The sequence below is a fragment of the Acinetobacter sp. GW821-FHT01E09 genome, assembly GCF_059422385.1.
Map to the genome: position 1 here is coordinate 3,168,444 of NZ_JBWKWU010000001.1, position 15,332 is coordinate 3,183,775.

At 37.6% G+C, this 15,332-nt stretch carries 16 protein-coding genes, 1 tRNA gene and 1 pseudogene; 5 read left to right on the forward strand and 13 right to left on the reverse strand.

Annotated elements, in window-relative coordinates; translation table 11 throughout:
* Positions 1-36: 36 nt before the first annotated feature.
* From AC07U8_RS14525 to AC07U8_RS14550, 6 genes are all read right to left on the reverse strand, one after another.
* Complete coding sequence (locus AC07U8_RS14525) at positions 37-333, reverse strand: hypothetical protein (protein WP_494738170.1); 297 nt, start codon at positions 331-333, stop codon at positions 37-39.
* Between the two features lie 103 nt (positions 334-436).
* Complete coding sequence (locus AC07U8_RS14530; RefSeq protein ID WP_494738171.1) at positions 437-769, reverse strand: hypothetical protein; 333 nt, start codon at positions 767-769, stop codon at positions 437-439.
* Positions 770-836: 67 nt separating this feature from the next.
* On the reverse strand, positions 837-1,490 hold the full coding sequence (locus AC07U8_RS14535) for a hypothetical protein (protein ID WP_494738172.1): 654 nt from the start codon (positions 1,488-1,490) through the stop codon (positions 837-839).
* A gap of 10 nt (positions 1,491-1,500) precedes the next feature.
* A complete protein-coding gene (locus tag AC07U8_RS14540; protein WP_494738173.1) occupies positions 1,501-1,998 on the reverse strand; it encodes a hypothetical protein in 498 nt (165 codons plus the stop codon).
* A gap of 37 nt (positions 1,999-2,035) precedes the next feature.
* On the reverse strand, positions 2,036-2,185 hold the full coding sequence (locus tag AC07U8_RS14545) for a hypothetical protein (protein WP_494738174.1): 150 nt from the start codon (positions 2,183-2,185) through the stop codon (positions 2,036-2,038).
* A 12-nt stretch (positions 2,186-2,197) separates the two neighbouring features.
* Positions 2,198-2,455, reverse strand: coding sequence for a hypothetical protein (locus tag AC07U8_RS14550; protein WP_262781157.1), 258 nt, complete (start codon positions 2,453-2,455; stop codon positions 2,198-2,200).
* A gap of 714 nt (positions 2,456-3,169) precedes the next feature.
* Here AC07U8_RS14550 and AC07U8_RS14555 point away from each other — a divergent pair.
* Together AC07U8_RS14555 and AC07U8_RS14560 are read left to right on the forward strand one after the other, a co-directional pair.
* The gene (locus tag AC07U8_RS14555; protein WP_494738175.1) at positions 3,170-3,490 is read left to right on the forward strand and encodes a pyrimidine/purine nucleoside phosphorylase; all 321 of its coding nucleotides are present in this window, start codon (positions 3,170-3,172) and stop codon (positions 3,488-3,490) included.
* A gap of 80 nt (positions 3,491-3,570) precedes the next feature.
* A pseudogene (locus AC07U8_RS14560) lies at positions 3,571-3,802 on the forward strand (hypothetical protein).
* Between the two features lie 36 nt (positions 3,803-3,838).
* Here the strand turns inward: AC07U8_RS14560 and AC07U8_RS14565 are convergent.
* The 4 genes from AC07U8_RS14565 to AC07U8_RS14580 all read right to left on the reverse strand — a co-directional run bounded on the left by AC07U8_RS14565 (position 3,839) and on the right by AC07U8_RS14580 (position 8,876).
* Complete coding sequence (locus AC07U8_RS14565; protein ID WP_262781154.1) at positions 3,839-4,741, reverse strand: hypothetical protein; 903 nt, start codon at positions 4,739-4,741, stop codon at positions 3,839-3,841.
* A 97-nt stretch (positions 4,742-4,838) separates the two neighbouring features.
* The gene (locus tag AC07U8_RS14570) at positions 4,839-5,072 is read right to left on the reverse strand and encodes an AlpA family phage regulatory protein (RefSeq protein ID WP_494738176.1); all 234 of its coding nucleotides are present in this window, start codon (positions 5,070-5,072) and stop codon (positions 4,839-4,841) included.
* Positions 5,073-5,226: 154 nt separating this feature from the next.
* Positions 5,227-6,228, reverse strand: coding sequence for a hypothetical protein (locus tag AC07U8_RS14575; protein ID WP_494738177.1), 1,002 nt, complete (start codon positions 6,226-6,228; stop codon positions 5,227-5,229).
* A gap of 305 nt (positions 6,229-6,533) precedes the next feature.
* Positions 6,534-8,876 carry a hypothetical protein gene (locus AC07U8_RS14580; protein WP_494738178.1) on the reverse strand — a complete coding sequence of 781 codons (2,343 nt, stop codon included), beginning with the start codon at positions 8,874-8,876 and terminating at the stop codon, positions 6,534-6,536.
* Positions 8,877-9,071: 195 nt separating this feature from the next.
* Between AC07U8_RS14580 and AC07U8_RS14585 the strand changes: the two genes are divergently transcribed.
* Both AC07U8_RS14585 and AC07U8_RS14590 read left to right on the forward strand, forming a co-directional pair.
* The gene (locus AC07U8_RS14585; RefSeq protein WP_494738179.1) at positions 9,072-9,434 is read left to right on the forward strand and encodes a hypothetical protein; all 363 of its coding nucleotides are present in this window, start codon (positions 9,072-9,074) and stop codon (positions 9,432-9,434) included.
* Positions 9,421-9,873, forward strand: coding sequence for a hypothetical protein (locus tag AC07U8_RS14590; RefSeq protein ID WP_494738180.1), 453 nt, complete (start codon positions 9,421-9,423; stop codon positions 9,871-9,873). Before AC07U8_RS14585 ends, AC07U8_RS14590 begins: the two co-directional genes overlap by 14 nt.
* Before the next feature lie 211 nt (positions 9,874-10,084).
* Here the strand turns inward: AC07U8_RS14590 and AC07U8_RS14595 are convergent.
* A tRNA-Ser gene (locus AC07U8_RS14595) sits at positions 10,085-10,174 on the reverse strand.
* A gap of 98 nt (positions 10,175-10,272) precedes the next feature.
* Entirely contained in the window at positions 10,273-12,306 is a 2,034-nt protein-coding gene (locus tag AC07U8_RS14600; protein ID WP_004823046.1) for an NADPH-dependent 2,4-dienoyl-CoA reductase, read from the reverse strand.
* A 263-nt stretch (positions 12,307-12,569) separates the two neighbouring features.
* Here AC07U8_RS14600 and AC07U8_RS14605 point away from each other — a divergent pair, with 263 nt between their 5' ends.
* The gene (locus AC07U8_RS14605) at positions 12,570-13,394 is read left to right on the forward strand and encodes a hypothetical protein (protein WP_494738181.1); all 825 of its coding nucleotides are present in this window, start codon (positions 12,570-12,572) and stop codon (positions 13,392-13,394) included.
* Between the two features lie 127 nt (positions 13,395-13,521).
* Here the strand turns inward: AC07U8_RS14605 and dld are convergent, their stop codons facing one another.
* On the reverse strand, positions 13,522-15,219 hold the full coding sequence (gene dld / locus AC07U8_RS14610; protein WP_034618112.1) for a D-lactate dehydrogenase: 1,698 nt from the start codon (positions 15,217-15,219) through the stop codon (positions 13,522-13,524).
* Positions 15,220-15,332 lie beyond the last annotated feature (113 nt).

Genomic DNA, 15,332 nt, shown 5'->3' on the forward strand with positions numbered 1-15,332 from the left:
TGTGAATTTTTCAGATTGAGATATTGAGTAGATTGTTTAGATTGATTCGGCGTGTTGAATGTCAAAGTGCTCCTGACATTGCTCGCACTGGTAATGTAGGGTGATCAGATTGTCTTGCTGTTGGATATAGAGTAGAAATACTCCTCCTACAGTCAGGCCGATAAAACCACCCACCATTGGATGAATTCCTAGCTGTTTAGAGATTTGCATACCGACGCTTGCGAGTGACATCGGTGAGCAGGATGAGAAAGTAAACTTAGTTTTGGGTTGGGATTGTTGACTTCGCCGTAGTAATTGCACATGTCGTGAATGGCAATAAGGGCATTGCTGCATGGTGTTTTTCCTTGATAAATATTAAGATATAGGCATAAAAAAACCACGAGCATTGGCTCGTGGTTTTTAGGGTTGATTCAGTTTAAATTTAAACGCGTACAGTCTATTGGTTGACTTTAGGTACAGCCAAACCGGATCTATTTTTACAGGGACGGATACTTTGAATGTATAGCCCATCCCCAGTATCTTTAAAAAATCCATATTGAGATTGGATTTCTAAACATTGGCCTTTTTTATAAGGTTTGATTTGTTTGGCAACTTTTTCAGTAAAAGCATAATAGTTAAAAATGAGTTCACCTTGAGCTGTCGTGAATATGACTGCTTCTTCTCCAAATCTGATATCTTTTTTTAAGATGATTTGCTCTGTCTTTGCCATTACTGCTGTTGTTAAAAATAAGCTGATTAATCCGCAGCTGATGATTTTGATATTTTTCAAGATGATATTCCTGTTTTAAATGGGTATAAAATTTATTTGAAATCAAAATTCTGAAAAGGCATTTTGTTTAAAAACAAGGTTTGTAACCTTCGCTTAAAACTTGATTGTTACTTTGGTTCCATCGCACCACATACCAAGTACATTGATAACGATCTGAGTCCCATGCTGTACGGTAAGTAATACTATTGCCCTGCTGACTCCAGCCTTCAACTCGTTTAGCCACCTGATCTGGGCTAGATCGCCCCCAAAAATCGACGAGACGTGACGCTAACATTTGATCAATACTCGGAACGGTTACCTTGAGATCAGCAGGTGCAGTTTTGATTGGCTTTAAGCCGTACTTTGAAGCCTTTGAACTTAAGGTTTTCCCTTCATGGTATTCAGAATCGACTTGCATGGTTAAATGTTCAGTTGCTGAGTTTTTCGAGGCTTTGGCTTCTTCAACCACGGCTAAAGCACCTGCAATTTCATCAGCGCTCACTGCGACATGGGGCGTTTGTGTTGTGGCATCTTCAGTTAAATCTTGATCGGCTGGTTCAGATGAGGCTTGAGCGAAATCAGCAGTTTGATTTTTGGGGGCTTGGGTTTGTTCTACGGCCAGCTGTGCTAACTGTAGATCTGCTTTACGTTGTAGATGCTGATTGAATAAATAACTCCCTAAGATAATCAGCGTAATGGCAATGATTAAAATTATAAGGCTCGAATTTTTGAGTTTCTGCATGAGGCTTTCCTTATTGATGTGGCCATAAGCCTTGTTCTTTGAATGCTTTAATTTGGGGATCAATGCTCACTTCCCCTGTTCTGCAATCTGTTGTTTCACCCGTTTTTTGGTTAAACGTCACTGACATATTCGGGTTGTCACATAAGTTTTTATATTTGCTTACCGTGGGTGCTGGTTGTGATACTTTGGCAGGTGCTCGGTAGCTAACGCGTCGAACAATTAAATTGTTACTTGTGCCGAATACTCTTAAGACGCCACCACCTTCCCACGTTGCGGTATAAGCAAGCTGTTGTTCACAACCATTTGTCATTGAGGCTTGAACTTCATGTACACCATAATGGCGTGTCGCAGAGCGGTAGGTACAAATCGTGTCATAACCTCGACCTTTTTGGGCATTCACCAAATGTGCCATGGTTTCAGCTGAGCCTAATCCATAAGAAGGTGCGGCATAACTCAAGGAATGAATCCCCAGAGCAAATACTGCTGTAAAAATCAATTTCTTCATCATTTTTATCCATTCATTTTTATCTGTTTGCTTGATACAACTAAGAAAATAGCCATTCCAAAAAGGTAAACGGCCAGACAAATGCTCTGCCCAAGAGATAGGCTTTGGTATAACCAACTGGAAAGCTCCAGATCAATTTGAACCAGTAGCCCAACATAATCAGCAAGTAGGTAATCCATACATTTCTCATATTTAGACGCTCCTAATCCAATTCAGACATACAGGCTAAACCTGCTTGCTGGACTTGCTGTTCCCAATCTTCTGGAAATTGCATGGGGTTCTTGATCTGTTTAAGTCGGTCTTCGCCGTAGTGTTTCTCTACCTCGTTATAGCTACATGAACAGAAACTACGATTGCCACCAAAGTTACGGCAGCCATCCTTAAATTCTGATTCAAATGCGCTACTACAGGCAGTCAGCAGAACACCAGTTGACAATGAAAAAATGTGTTTTAATTTCATTTTATCCTCTCGTAATGACTTATGTTTTTAATGCCCATGCTTAGAGCGTTATGGCTTCACTGAGGTAATGTGTATTTGAAATTTCTTTATTTGAGATCGGATTTAAATCAATCATATTGTTTTAATAAAACGCAGACATGACTTATTCTGGGCAATACCCAAATTCATGATTTATATTGATCGTGTTCAAATTTTTAGAAAAAAATCAATGTAAGAGAGCTATGTGCTGTAATCAAGCACAAGCAAAGTTCGAGAAGATAAAAGGAAATTTATAATTGAAATAGTACGCATGGCGGACTCCTTGTGTGTATTAAAGAGTTCTACCAAATTACTGTCAAATAATGGTGGCAGAACGAGAAAGGGTTGACAGACTGACACACAAGAATCAGCACGCACAAGGCGTCCCTCCCTCGCCCTACCGCAACGGAGGAGGAACGAACGAGTTCGCCACCAAAAAAATGAATTTTTTGATGTACTTGTGTGTAAACGGTCTGTCAAAACCGACTGGCAAATGTAGACCAGCAAGCCAAGGATAATCAGTGCATTAAAGGGTGTCAATACGTTTAGATACAGATAGACTATTCTACATGCCGCAATACACGTGAAGATCAACAGTAAACTGTTTTAAATTCGCCTAGTTTTAAAATCTTGAAACGAGTGAATGCTATTTATTAAAATAGGCTCAGTCCATTATAAAAATTTAGGAAGCAACCTGTGACAGAAAAATTCGATTTTATTTCGATAAAAAAGAAAGCCAATGTTCATTTTAATGGCGCATCGATTAGCCATGCTATTGAATTAAAAGACGGAACTAAAAAAACTCTAGGTGTAATTCTTCCATCCGAGGATCCCTTAACCTTTAAGTCTCATTTAGCTGAACGTATCGAAATCATCTCTGGAGAATGTAGTGTGCAAATTGGTCATGCGCCTGAGATAAAAATCTATAAATCTGGTGAATCATTTCAAATCCCAGCCCATAGTCAATTCAAGATTAAAACCAGTGAAGTCGTAGATTATATTTGTCATTTTGAATGACGAATAGATTTGATATGTCCAAAATCATAGTCTTCTATTCTGATCTATAATGTACTGCTAGCAAAACTTGATGGAAATAAATGTTGCGACTCAAATGTATTGGTGGTCCACTCTATGGGCAAGAATATTCCCACCCATATAACGAATTGACCTTTCTTGATCAGCATATAGGCAAAAAGATTGTATATCGCAAACACACTTTAGACTTTAAACCACCTCAAGATTTTTTTTGTGGCTGAATCTATTTCCATTAATTTTGCACATCAACTAGCTTTACAAGTATTGCACTCACAATATTTGAGTAAAAATTAAAGGATGGCGGATTGATTCCATCCTTTAATTTCAATGTCATTTCCCTGACGTTCCAATAAAGTGCTTAAAACCTATCGGCCATACTCGAACCCCCATTGAGTCTTTGCTGGTATTGACAATATCGCGCTTGAGTAAACTATCAAGATCATGCTGATCATCAAATTCGGTAAACAATTGATTGACCAATTCATGGCTATAATTACTCTCATTATTTAAGTCAATCACCATTCCCTGAAAACCTGTTGAGAAATTCCATAACGCAATCAATCGATCTACATAATAAGAAGTATCTGAATAAATTCTTGCATTGACCGTAATCGATAAAAGCATGATGTATTGATTGGTTTCTGGAATACGAACTATTCGTCGATACCAATACAAATAATTTACTGGAAAATATTCCTGTTGCTTAAGATGTTTATTGAAGTGTTGAATATGTTTATTCATCTCTAAGATAGAAATTGTTTCTGCAAGTTCAGGTTGATATGCACAAATCAGATTAATTTTATTCAAATCAAAACAGTACTGAGTGACTTTGTCATACTCATCTTGATATCGTTGTACTTGTTTAACATGTCTTTCATTTTGCTCTTTAAGGATTTCCAAAATATCCGCACTTTGGAAAACACGTTCTAATTTTGCTAGTGTTAAAGCTACAAGCTGACTCGCTTGATCTTTGTCACTCACACATAGTATTCCTGATTCAAATTGGCTAGCTCGATAACAATTCATCAAGGTCTCTAGCCAGAAACCATAACGATAGTCATTGGTTGCGAAGATTAAATGCCAATTTTGGATATCTTCTAAGAGTCGTTTGTTCCAGTCATTAACATCATATTCACCACGTTTGCTTCGTATACTCAAAAATAGTTCATGAACATCACGTTCCAGACGTGGGGCAATTAGGTGTTCGAGAGAGGGGAAATTCATTGGTTGCATGTATGTCTTCCTATTGTTAAATTCATAGGAAGACCAATGCAATTATTTTTAATTTTTTTGAAAAAAATATTCCATAGGTTTGATTCATTGTGACAAATCAATTCGCTCTCTGGTTAATTTTTAGTTGAATCCATTCATGAATTTCCTGAGCAATCCAGCCGACTCGATTAGTGGATAAAATGATTTGTTTGGGAAACGTCGCATCATGGTATTTAGATTTAGGATCAAGTATTGAGTAAATTGTTGCTCGACTTAGTCCTGTAATTTGAATCACTTGTTTGATATTTAAGATTTGGTTGATCTGAAAAGTTTGGGGATTTAACGCATTCATCTGATTGGTTCCTATTCGATATGAAGGCGTGCTTTCTGCACATAGCATGTGCAACCCAATAAAAAATAAATGCCGAAGCAAAAATTTAAAGATCTAAAGCATAGTGAGACCAGAGCGCTATAAGCGCCCTAGTCTGTAATAGTGTGGTGTAAGCTTAGAAAGGTAATTCGATCTCATTTGATACCATCCGCGATTGACGTAACATGTAAGGACTGAGTTTAAATTGCCCACATCCAAATGTTCGCATTTTAGGTACTTTCGCCCGCAAACGCTGATCATACTTTTCAGGTTGAGTGAGATACATTGCAAGGTAAAAGGAATTGGCAATTTTACTCACATCCTTTCGCTCAACTAGACCCAATCCATCTCTTCCTGTTGCTTGATAAGTCGCCCTATATTTAGCATCCTGTAGGTTATACGCCGTACCCAATCCATCTGTCATGCTCTCCCATAATGCACAAACCTCACTTGCAATCTTCCACTCACCCTCTCTTAAAGATCCATTGTAAATAAGCAGTAAATGCACATGATAGGCACCAGTTTCACTCCCCTGTTCCAATGCCCAGACAAATCCAACTAAGCCCCTAAAACAGGTATCTTTATCTGATATACGTTTACGAAAGGCTTTGAAATGTCGATCAACATCTAGAATGGAAATTTCATCCAAACTTTCACTAAAATACTTAAGCTCGACCCTCACCCAAAGGGTTTTACGATGCTTTTGAATTAAATTACCTAGATACTCCTCCAGCTTAAATTTGTTGCAACACTCCTGATCGTGGAACTTCTTCTGATCTCGTTGATAGGCGCCAGGTGATACATACATCGCCTGACAAATTTCGATATATTGATCCACATAAGGAATTTCCTGTACAGTTAAACCATATTTGAGATAAAGCCTATTCGCGATATCGAGGACACGCTTAAAACTGTCTATAGGGAACATCAGTTGAATATCTTGGGAAATAAGCTGCTTAAAGGCCGGGATCAAATCACAGCATTGCCGAGCATAAGCGCGTAGTTTGTGTTCATTTCGTCTATGAGTTAAACGCTCACCATCTAGCGTCTGGCTCACTTCCAGAATCAGTTGCTCTATTGCAATTAGAGTTTCGGTTTCATTCATCATTGGATTGTCTACCATGCTATTAAGTTTCATAGGTAGCGCATCCAAATATTTTTTAATTTTTATTATTCTAGTTAATCAATAACTCTATCTATCTTGTAGTGATGAGACTACAAGATAGAAATATTTAATTAATATTATGATTCTATTAAACTTCATAATGTAAATGGATAACGAGAGATAGTATGAATTAAATATCTAATCTAATGATATATATAGTTTAGATAACATCATTTTACCTAGGACCTAATCTAAAAAGTCCTCCCGTATTTCCGACAAGTCTTCAATTCAAAATATCGCCATAGCTTTGATTTCTGTGTATTAGCCCTAAGCGGAAGTTAAGCCTCTTTCTTTTCCTTTTTTTTAGTTCTTTTTTTGTAGCCATTTCTCCCGCGAATCAAAATTTGTTTCTGGAGGATAGCAGTATGCATCCAGTATAAATCACGATGAATCAAGGCAAATAAGTGACTGGAGACATAACGTTTAGGGTGAATTTTTTTAATAAATCGTGACTGAAAAGACTCGATGTACTCAACAATGCCGTCTTGAAAAAGAATTTGTTTCACCTTTATTTCATCAATATTCAATGCATTCATCTTTTTACCCAGACGAGACTCAGCCTGAAGCTTGAGCTTTTCAAACCAACTTTCTGGTCCTATCGTTTCTATATAACGTTCATCCAAATAAAATGTGAGGGTCGCAATATATTTAATCTTCTGCTCATCTACCTGCTGAAAACTCCAATATCCAATATACCCCATAAGCTCCTCATGAGTTTTGTTAAAATAATCAATAACATTTCTCAAAAGGGTATCGATTGGTTTTAAAGATTGAGAATTTTGAACGGTAATCGTAAATTCTACATCTCTGTAAATATTCTGTTTGATTTCCAGTTTTTTTACGTAGCTCTCAACCGCGAGAAATGATCTTTTTTTGACTCGCTCCTGCACCATTAACCAGTCTTGTAATGATTCTGTGTGAAGCCGTCGGCTAGTCAGCAGGCTATCTAATTTGGTAAAAGCAGCAGCGGGCATCAAATGCTCATCTACCAAGCCCTTTATTTGTTCCTTAAACATTTTAAGGGGTAAAGCCATTAGTTCACGAATCTTCTGATGTAATGCAGTTTTATACAAACTAAAACCATAAACATGAGAATCTTGTTTTGGGAGCATTAAAAAAGCAGCGATAAAGCATAGAACCCGTGGACCAATAAAATCAACATACTGAAGTAAAGTTTTAATATTCTTGTGTTCTTGTACATCATCCTGGATTAAACCGCCCCAATCGTTTTCCTTAATTTCTTTACCGACATTCATAACTGGATCTCTTTTCCAGACAGGGGCTAAAAGCACTGCGACTTCCATCCGGATCATTGCCGGTGTGAAGTTCAGAATAATCTGGCTGTATGACTGATCAATATAGGGGATGTGTTCATAACACAGCCCAATATCCAGGATATCCTTTTGCAAAGGCTTAAAAACATTTTTTAATTTTAAAGCTTGTAGAAGAGATTGATTTCCCTGATGATGTTCCATTTTTTTTGGTTTTCTTAGCCTAATGGCCTTTTTAGGGATTTCTCTAGGTTTGTCAGCACAGTCATACGGCTCCTTTTCTATCAAACCATAGTTCCTATAAAATATTTGTAAGAGATGTGGTACGTTAACAATATAAGCAAGTGTTGTTCTTATAAATTGATTATAACTCTGACTCCTTCTAGAAATGACTCCAGCTTGTAAAGTCGCAGTGCGATAAAGCTTCGTATTGAGCAACTCTGACAAATGATCTAAAGGATCAGTTTCTAAACTATGATTTCCCATACATATGGCTTGCCAAACAGTAGCAATATTTTTATATAACTCATCTATCGCAATACTTTTAAAATTTTCAAAAACCACTACACAAAAGTAAAAAAATTGCCCATTAATACCATATTCAAGTTTATAAAACAGACCAAGATAGTGTTCTTGCTTACCCATTTGATTACGAAGTTTTTTTAAAGCTTCATTTAAAAATTGAATTGGAGCTTCACCATAGTGTTCGGGAACAAATAAATTAACACAGAGTATTTTTACACTGTTTTTTGAACCTAACATTTGATCAAACTTAGATTGCAATTCTGTGATCCGTTTATCTCTTAACTTCCAAATGTCTGACTTAAAATTCTCTAGAATAGATAAACTTTTCTGCAAAATAATTTTATTTCTTTTTTTAATGATATCAGTAAAACTTTCTTTGCGAGTCCCTACTGAAATGTTTTCGGGCCATATACAATAAAGTTGATAAAGCGCCTTCGTATAATCGGCGTCAACTATGATCTTAGCAATACAATGAAGTTGACCAAATAGCACAACGTTTTTCGCATCAATCTGAGGCTCTGTCTGTCCCATATTCAAAGTGGATTTTTTTTCTAACTCAAAACGCCCTGGTCCTTGTTTATATATGTCTTTGAGTAAAACAATAATATCTTGCTCTTCTTTATGTTCTAACTTCCCGTTATACACAAATTTTAAAATGATTTTTTCAATCTGAGAAATGAGTTTTAGATAACCCATTACAGAATAATATTCATCATGCAGACACATCTCTTTCATGCTAAGGGGCTTAATCTGCATCTGATAAAAATTCAAAAGAATTTCTAACTCTTGGATACGCTGTGTATACTCAATATTTGATAGCTTCATCTAGTAAATTCTATCCCTAAAGCGATGTTCCATCGTGCTTCAATTTTACAAATAAAAAAATAGCACATTTTTTCATGAAGTATAAAACTAAAAATTATCTTACAAAGCACATTTTATATGTCTTTTAGCTTAAAGTTGAATCACTTTATCTGTATAGTCGCTCAACACAGAAACTCATTTTAAACAGAATTAAACATGGAAAAATTAACAGTACTTCAGCTAAGCAAACGAACAGGTCTCTCCAGAACACAGATTTACTACCTAGAAAGAAACAATAAAATAAATAAAATCAAAGGTAAAATAGATTTAAATGAAGCTATGCCAGCCATTATCGAATTACTCGATAAAAAATCAAACAAAGATAATGAAATAAATTTTAAACAGATTTTAAACTTGCTCATTTCGCAAAATATCTCACTACAAACGCAGTTAAACTTAGCTCATGAGCGCGAAAAAGCATACCTTATGGAGCTTAAGCTATCGACAGAGTTTAGCCCCAAAAACCACCCCACACCCACAAAAAGGCGAAGACGATACACAAGCATTGCTAGAGAATAATGGATTTGACACAGATGAAAACTCTCATAAACCAATTCAATCTAAGAGCGAAAATCAAACTTCTTTAGAGTCATGCCAAAGCATCAATAAAGAAACGAAATTGGTTAGTGAGACTAGTCCCTCCCCACTTCCCACAAAGTCTCTTCAAAATGAAATGATCTTATCCGAATCGAAAAGTTGGGATACTAGACCCAAAAATGAAAGTACTGAGCAAAATGCTGGTGCTCTGATTGACACACATATTCCAACCCAAAATGAAACAAAACTACGGCTAAATAAAATTACAAAGAAAACATCTACAGCCCAAGTAGTAAAACGAACAGCTAAGAATGTTTCTATAATACCCACTCCTTGCAAATCTGACAGGACGCCCATAAACAAATCAATTGAAGATCAAGATAAAATCGATAAAAAGGATCATCACGACTACGAGCAATAAGAATAAGATCAAAAATTAGGCATAAAGTATATTTATATACGAATCTATTCTGCAAGAGTTCAGATTAAACTCAATTTACCTATTTTCCAAAACTGTCTGAATAATTCTTATTTTGATTTTTCCAATCCAAAATTTTATGTGGGTTACAATGTGGGACAAAAACACAAGAAAGAAAAAAGCCCTTGTAATAACAAGGGCTTAATTCAATATTTGGCGGAAGCGGTGAGATTCGAACTCACGGAGGACTCACACCCTCGTCGGTTTTCAAGACCGGTGCATTAAACCGCTCTGCCACGCTTCCATGTGCGCAAGAATACTAAGCTTTTCCAATTCTGACAAGAAAAAAATAGACTTAAACCATTCAAATGCATATTGTTTCATCAAAATAGATGATTTTGATTAAAGTTTAGCTGCTATTTCAGCACCTTCACGAATCGCACGCTTTGCATCAAGCTCACCAGCCAATTTTGCACCACCGATAATATGGTAATTTGCTAAAGTTGACTCACCCTCTTGAGGCATTAAGTCCTTAACGGATTCCTGACCTGCACACACCACAATCGTGTCGACGCGTAACAATTGATCATGACCATTGCTTTCAATCCATAATCCTTCATTGGTGACAGACTTGTATTGCACGCCACGCATCATTCTTACCGCATGTTTTTTCAATTGTGCACGGTGTACCCAACCCGAGGTTTTACCTAAACCAATACCCAGAGGTGTGGTTTTACGTTGCATCAAATATATTTGACGAATTGGTTGCTCTACCTCAGCAGGAACAAAACCACCTTCAGTCATATAGTTGGGATTTGGGTCTACACCCCACTCGCGTTGCCAATCCGCCAAAGGTTGCGGTTGCGGCTGATGCTCAGGTTTTAACAAATATTCCGACACATCAAAACCAATACCACCTGCACCAACAACAGCGACTCTGTTACCAACAGGTGCGCCACGCAAGACTTCCGCATAAGACAATACTTGCGGTGCGTTACTGCCTTCAATATTTAGACCCCGTGGAATCACACCTGTTGCGATCACCACATCATCAAAACCTTCACGTTCTAGTTGCTCACGATTCACCTTGGTATTTAAACGTAAGTCCACACCAGTTTTTTCAATCTGAACCTTAAAATAACGTATGGTTTCATGGAATTCTTCTTTACCTGGTACAACTTTAGCAAGGTTAAACTGCCCACCGACCTCAGTAGAGGCTTCAAACAGAGTCACCTGATGTCCACGACTTGCCGCAATAGTAGCTGCTGACATTCCAGCAACACCACCGCCAACAACCGCAATTTTCTTCGGTTTTTTTGTTTTAAGATAAACCAGTTCAGTTTCATGCGCTGCTCTTGGGTTCACCAAACAACTTGCACGCTTATTTTGAAAACTATGATCTAAACAGGCTTGGTTACATGCAATACAAGTATTGATTTCATCAACACGATTGGTTGCGGTTTTACTTACCCAAAAAGCATCTGCCAATAATGGGCGCGCCATTTGCACCATATCAGCTTTACCTGCTGCCAAAATTTCCTCAGCAGTATCAGGCATATTAATTCGGTTGGAAGCAATGACAGGTACAGCGACATGCTTTTTCACTTCCGCGGTGTAATCTACAAATGCAGCACGCGGGACAGAGGTTACAATCGTGGGTACACGTGCTTCATGCCAACCAATCCCGGTATTGAGTAAAGTAATACCTGCTTTTTCTAATGCCTGTGCAACAGTGATCACTTCATCCATGGTATTACCGTCATGGACCAAATCGAGCATCGACAAACGGAAGCAAATAATAAATTTTTCACCAACTTTGGCACGAATTGCTTTTACAATTTCGACTGCCAAACGCATACGGTTTTCAATTGGCCCGCCCCAACGGTCTTCACGTTGGTTCACATGGCGACTTAAAAATTGATTCAGTAAATAGCCTTCTGAACCCATAATCTCTACGCCATCATAGCCGGCTTTTTTTGCCAGACTAGCTGTTTCAGCATAATCTTGAATGGTTTCAAGAATCAGTTTGTCACTCATCTGACGTGGTTTAAACATCGAAATCGGTGATTTGATTGGGCTTGAAGATACAACAAACGGTTGATAACCATAACGCCCTGCATGCAGAATTTGCATCAGAATTTTTGCACCATGCTTATGTACAGCATGTGTGACTAAACGGTGTGGTGCAATATCACCTAAAGTATTCATCGTACCACCGGCTGGCAACAACCAACCTTGGCGGTTTGGGGAAATCCCCCCTGTAATAATTAGCCCAACACCACCTTTGGCGCGTTCTCCAAAATATGCAGCAAGTTTTGGGTAGTTATAAAAACGATCTTCTAAACCTGTGTGCATTGAACCCATCACGACACGATTTTTAATGGTCGTAAATCCCAGATGGAGTGGTTTTAAGATATTTGCATAGCTATTTGTCATGATGAATCCTTTAAGTTTGGCTTTGCAACTTGTTGCATACTACTTTATCGAGTTTTAATTTTTTTTTGATGGCAATTTTTGATATTTTCATCGTAGATAGTGTCAATTCTATCTGTCTTACCCACAGCAAGAAGCAACACATCTTGATATGACTCAAATAAAAGAAAAGTGTTATACAGTTTTATAACAATCTTCTGTGTCAATTTTCGTTATTTTGCAATATAACTGCTGAATAAAAGTAAATAAGAAAAGGCATCAACCTTATGAGCCACCCGGTATTTTTAACCAGTTCTACCTTTAGCCATATGCCAAGAGGTAGTCAAAATCAATGGGCAGAGTTTTTTCAAAGCGCATCTTTTGAACTCGAAGCAAATGCATTCATTCCGATTTTATGGTTTATGCTGTTTAAGCAAGAAAATATTTTCTGGACAAGATATATAGATGATCTTGATATCAACGATGAACGCAACCAAGTTGATCTAGAAGAACGCCAAGAGGACTTTGGTGAGAGTCAGTATGCTTATTTAGTTATTGATCAACAGCAAGCACTCGTCAATTTAGCAGCGCGTAAACCCTTATTTATAGAAATTTTTGGGGTAGAAAATAGCTACCATTTTGATGACTTTAAATCTTTAATCGAACAACATTATCCTGAGTACATTTTATTACGCACCAGTGGCTTACCCTTAGATTTAAATGATGCCCATTTCTTAACCCAATTGCTACAACACATTGAAAATACAGCACAGGATCATTCACAACAAATTTCTTTTATTGAAATGCAACGTATTGAGCTTGCACGTTTTGATGATCATCCTTATTTCTTTTATGGTGTGAATCTACATGCCCCTATTCACGATTTAAATATTAAAGAAAATCAATCCACACCAGATCAAATTGACCCTGCTCCATCTCAACAAGCTTTAGCAACTTCTGGGTTGGCGATTTGGATTTGTACAGCGATCGTTACGATCTTAACCATTGCAATTTGGTTTACCACACAATCTGCACTCTACACGGTTGTTACCTTCTTTATCAGTGCTTTTGTACTTGGATTTATTTCCTCCAAATTAGGCGAACAGAAATAAAAAATAGCCATGCTTTTGCATGGCTATTTTCATTAAATAAATCAGTCCATTCATCTATTACTTTTTTAACAGACTGTTTATCTGATAAACCACCATAAACAAATCAAATGAATACGACGCAATATCATCACTTCCAATATTTTAATTTACTGGTCTGCCCAATGCCGACATTAAAGCTATTGGTTGGATCAAGCTTTTGATAATGATTTTTTAAAGTAGGTTTCGCAATATATAAATGCCCTACATTGTGTTCCGCAGGATATTCTGCACCACGGTTATCCAGCAAATGCCACATCTGATGTTCCATCGCCAAAGGATCTACCCCTTTTTTGACAATATAATCTTGATGAAACACATGGCAAAGGAAATGTCCGTAATACAATTTATGGGTAATTAAATCATCCATCTCTTGAGGTAAAGTCTCTACCCATTCACGGTCGTTACGGCGTAAAGCAATATCCAGCGCCACAATATCTTCAACTTCCGAACGATGTGTATCACGATAGCGAATTGCTGCACCTGCCACTGCGAAACGATGTAAAAAAGCCTTACGCCCTTCTTCATCCGTACAATGGAAAAAATCACCTGATGTTTTATGTTGAAAATATTCTTTTAAAAAGCGTTCTACTTGCTCAACATCCTGATTTTCGATACGAATCATCAAATGATGTTCATATAAATCACGAAACTCATTCATCCGTTTTGGTAAATGATTCGGCAGCAGCTTTGTCACCATCTGCAACATTTTATCAGACAAACTGCGTAAGCCGATTTTTTCGAGATACCCATCCACCTTATCTTTTAATGCAAATGCAGCAGGCACTTTTGCAGTACCAAATTTCTCGATAAACATAAAGGTATCTTTGCCATATTCAGCACCGATATCATAGGCAACACGATGAATGTATTCACCCGCAATCGGTAATCTTGGCAAATCTTTGAGTAAGAAACGACGGATTTCCGTCAAATCATCATGTGAGTTGGTCCCCACATAAAATACCTGACTTGGAATTTTTTCAAAGGTGTCTAAACGTACTGCAAAGACACAGACTTTACCTGCAGAACCTGAAGCTTCAAATAAACGTGATGGATCCGCATTGAATCGTGCAGGTGTATTTTCATCAACCTGTTTAACATCATGCGCATAACGATGATCAGAAGCACAACAACTGGCATTATTAATAACATCATTGAATTGATAGTTTTTATTTTCGAGTTTTGTCAAAATTTCTTCAGGTGTTTCACCCAGATTCACCCCCAAGTGATTGACTAACTCTAACTCACCTGACGCATTGACCTGTGCATAAAGTGCCAGTTCAGTATATGCAGGACCTCGGCGGACCAATGCTCCACCTGAGTTATTACATATTCCACCTAAAACCGATGCACCAATACAAGATGAACCAATCACTGAATGCGGCTCACGATTATAGTGTGCCAACTCTTTTTCAAGACGATCTAAGGTTGCACCTGGTAAGCAAATCACTTGCTGACCTTGGTTAATCACTTGGATACCCGCCAAACGACGTGTACTCATTAAAATAACGGGTCGGTCGTAATCATCACCAAAAGGTGTTGAACCACCTGTGAGCCCAGTATTTGCAGCTTGCATAATCACAATACAGTCTGCATTTACAGCAGCTTGTAGCACTTGCCATTGTTCAAACAAGGTTCCAGGAACCACAACAGCCAGCACTTGCCCTGAGCCATAACGACGACCCTGACGATACAAGCGGGTAGCATGATCATGAGTTAAAACGTGTTGCTGACCGACGATGTTGATCAATTGCTGAATGGTGTGTTGTGAATCAATATTAGATTGCATTTTCCCTATCCTATTGATGAACCCTTATTCAATCTCATTCAATAAGGCATTCATTCCGACAGCGTTTTTTTCAATATTATTTGTATTGAGGGATCAACGATCAGTTCAAACTA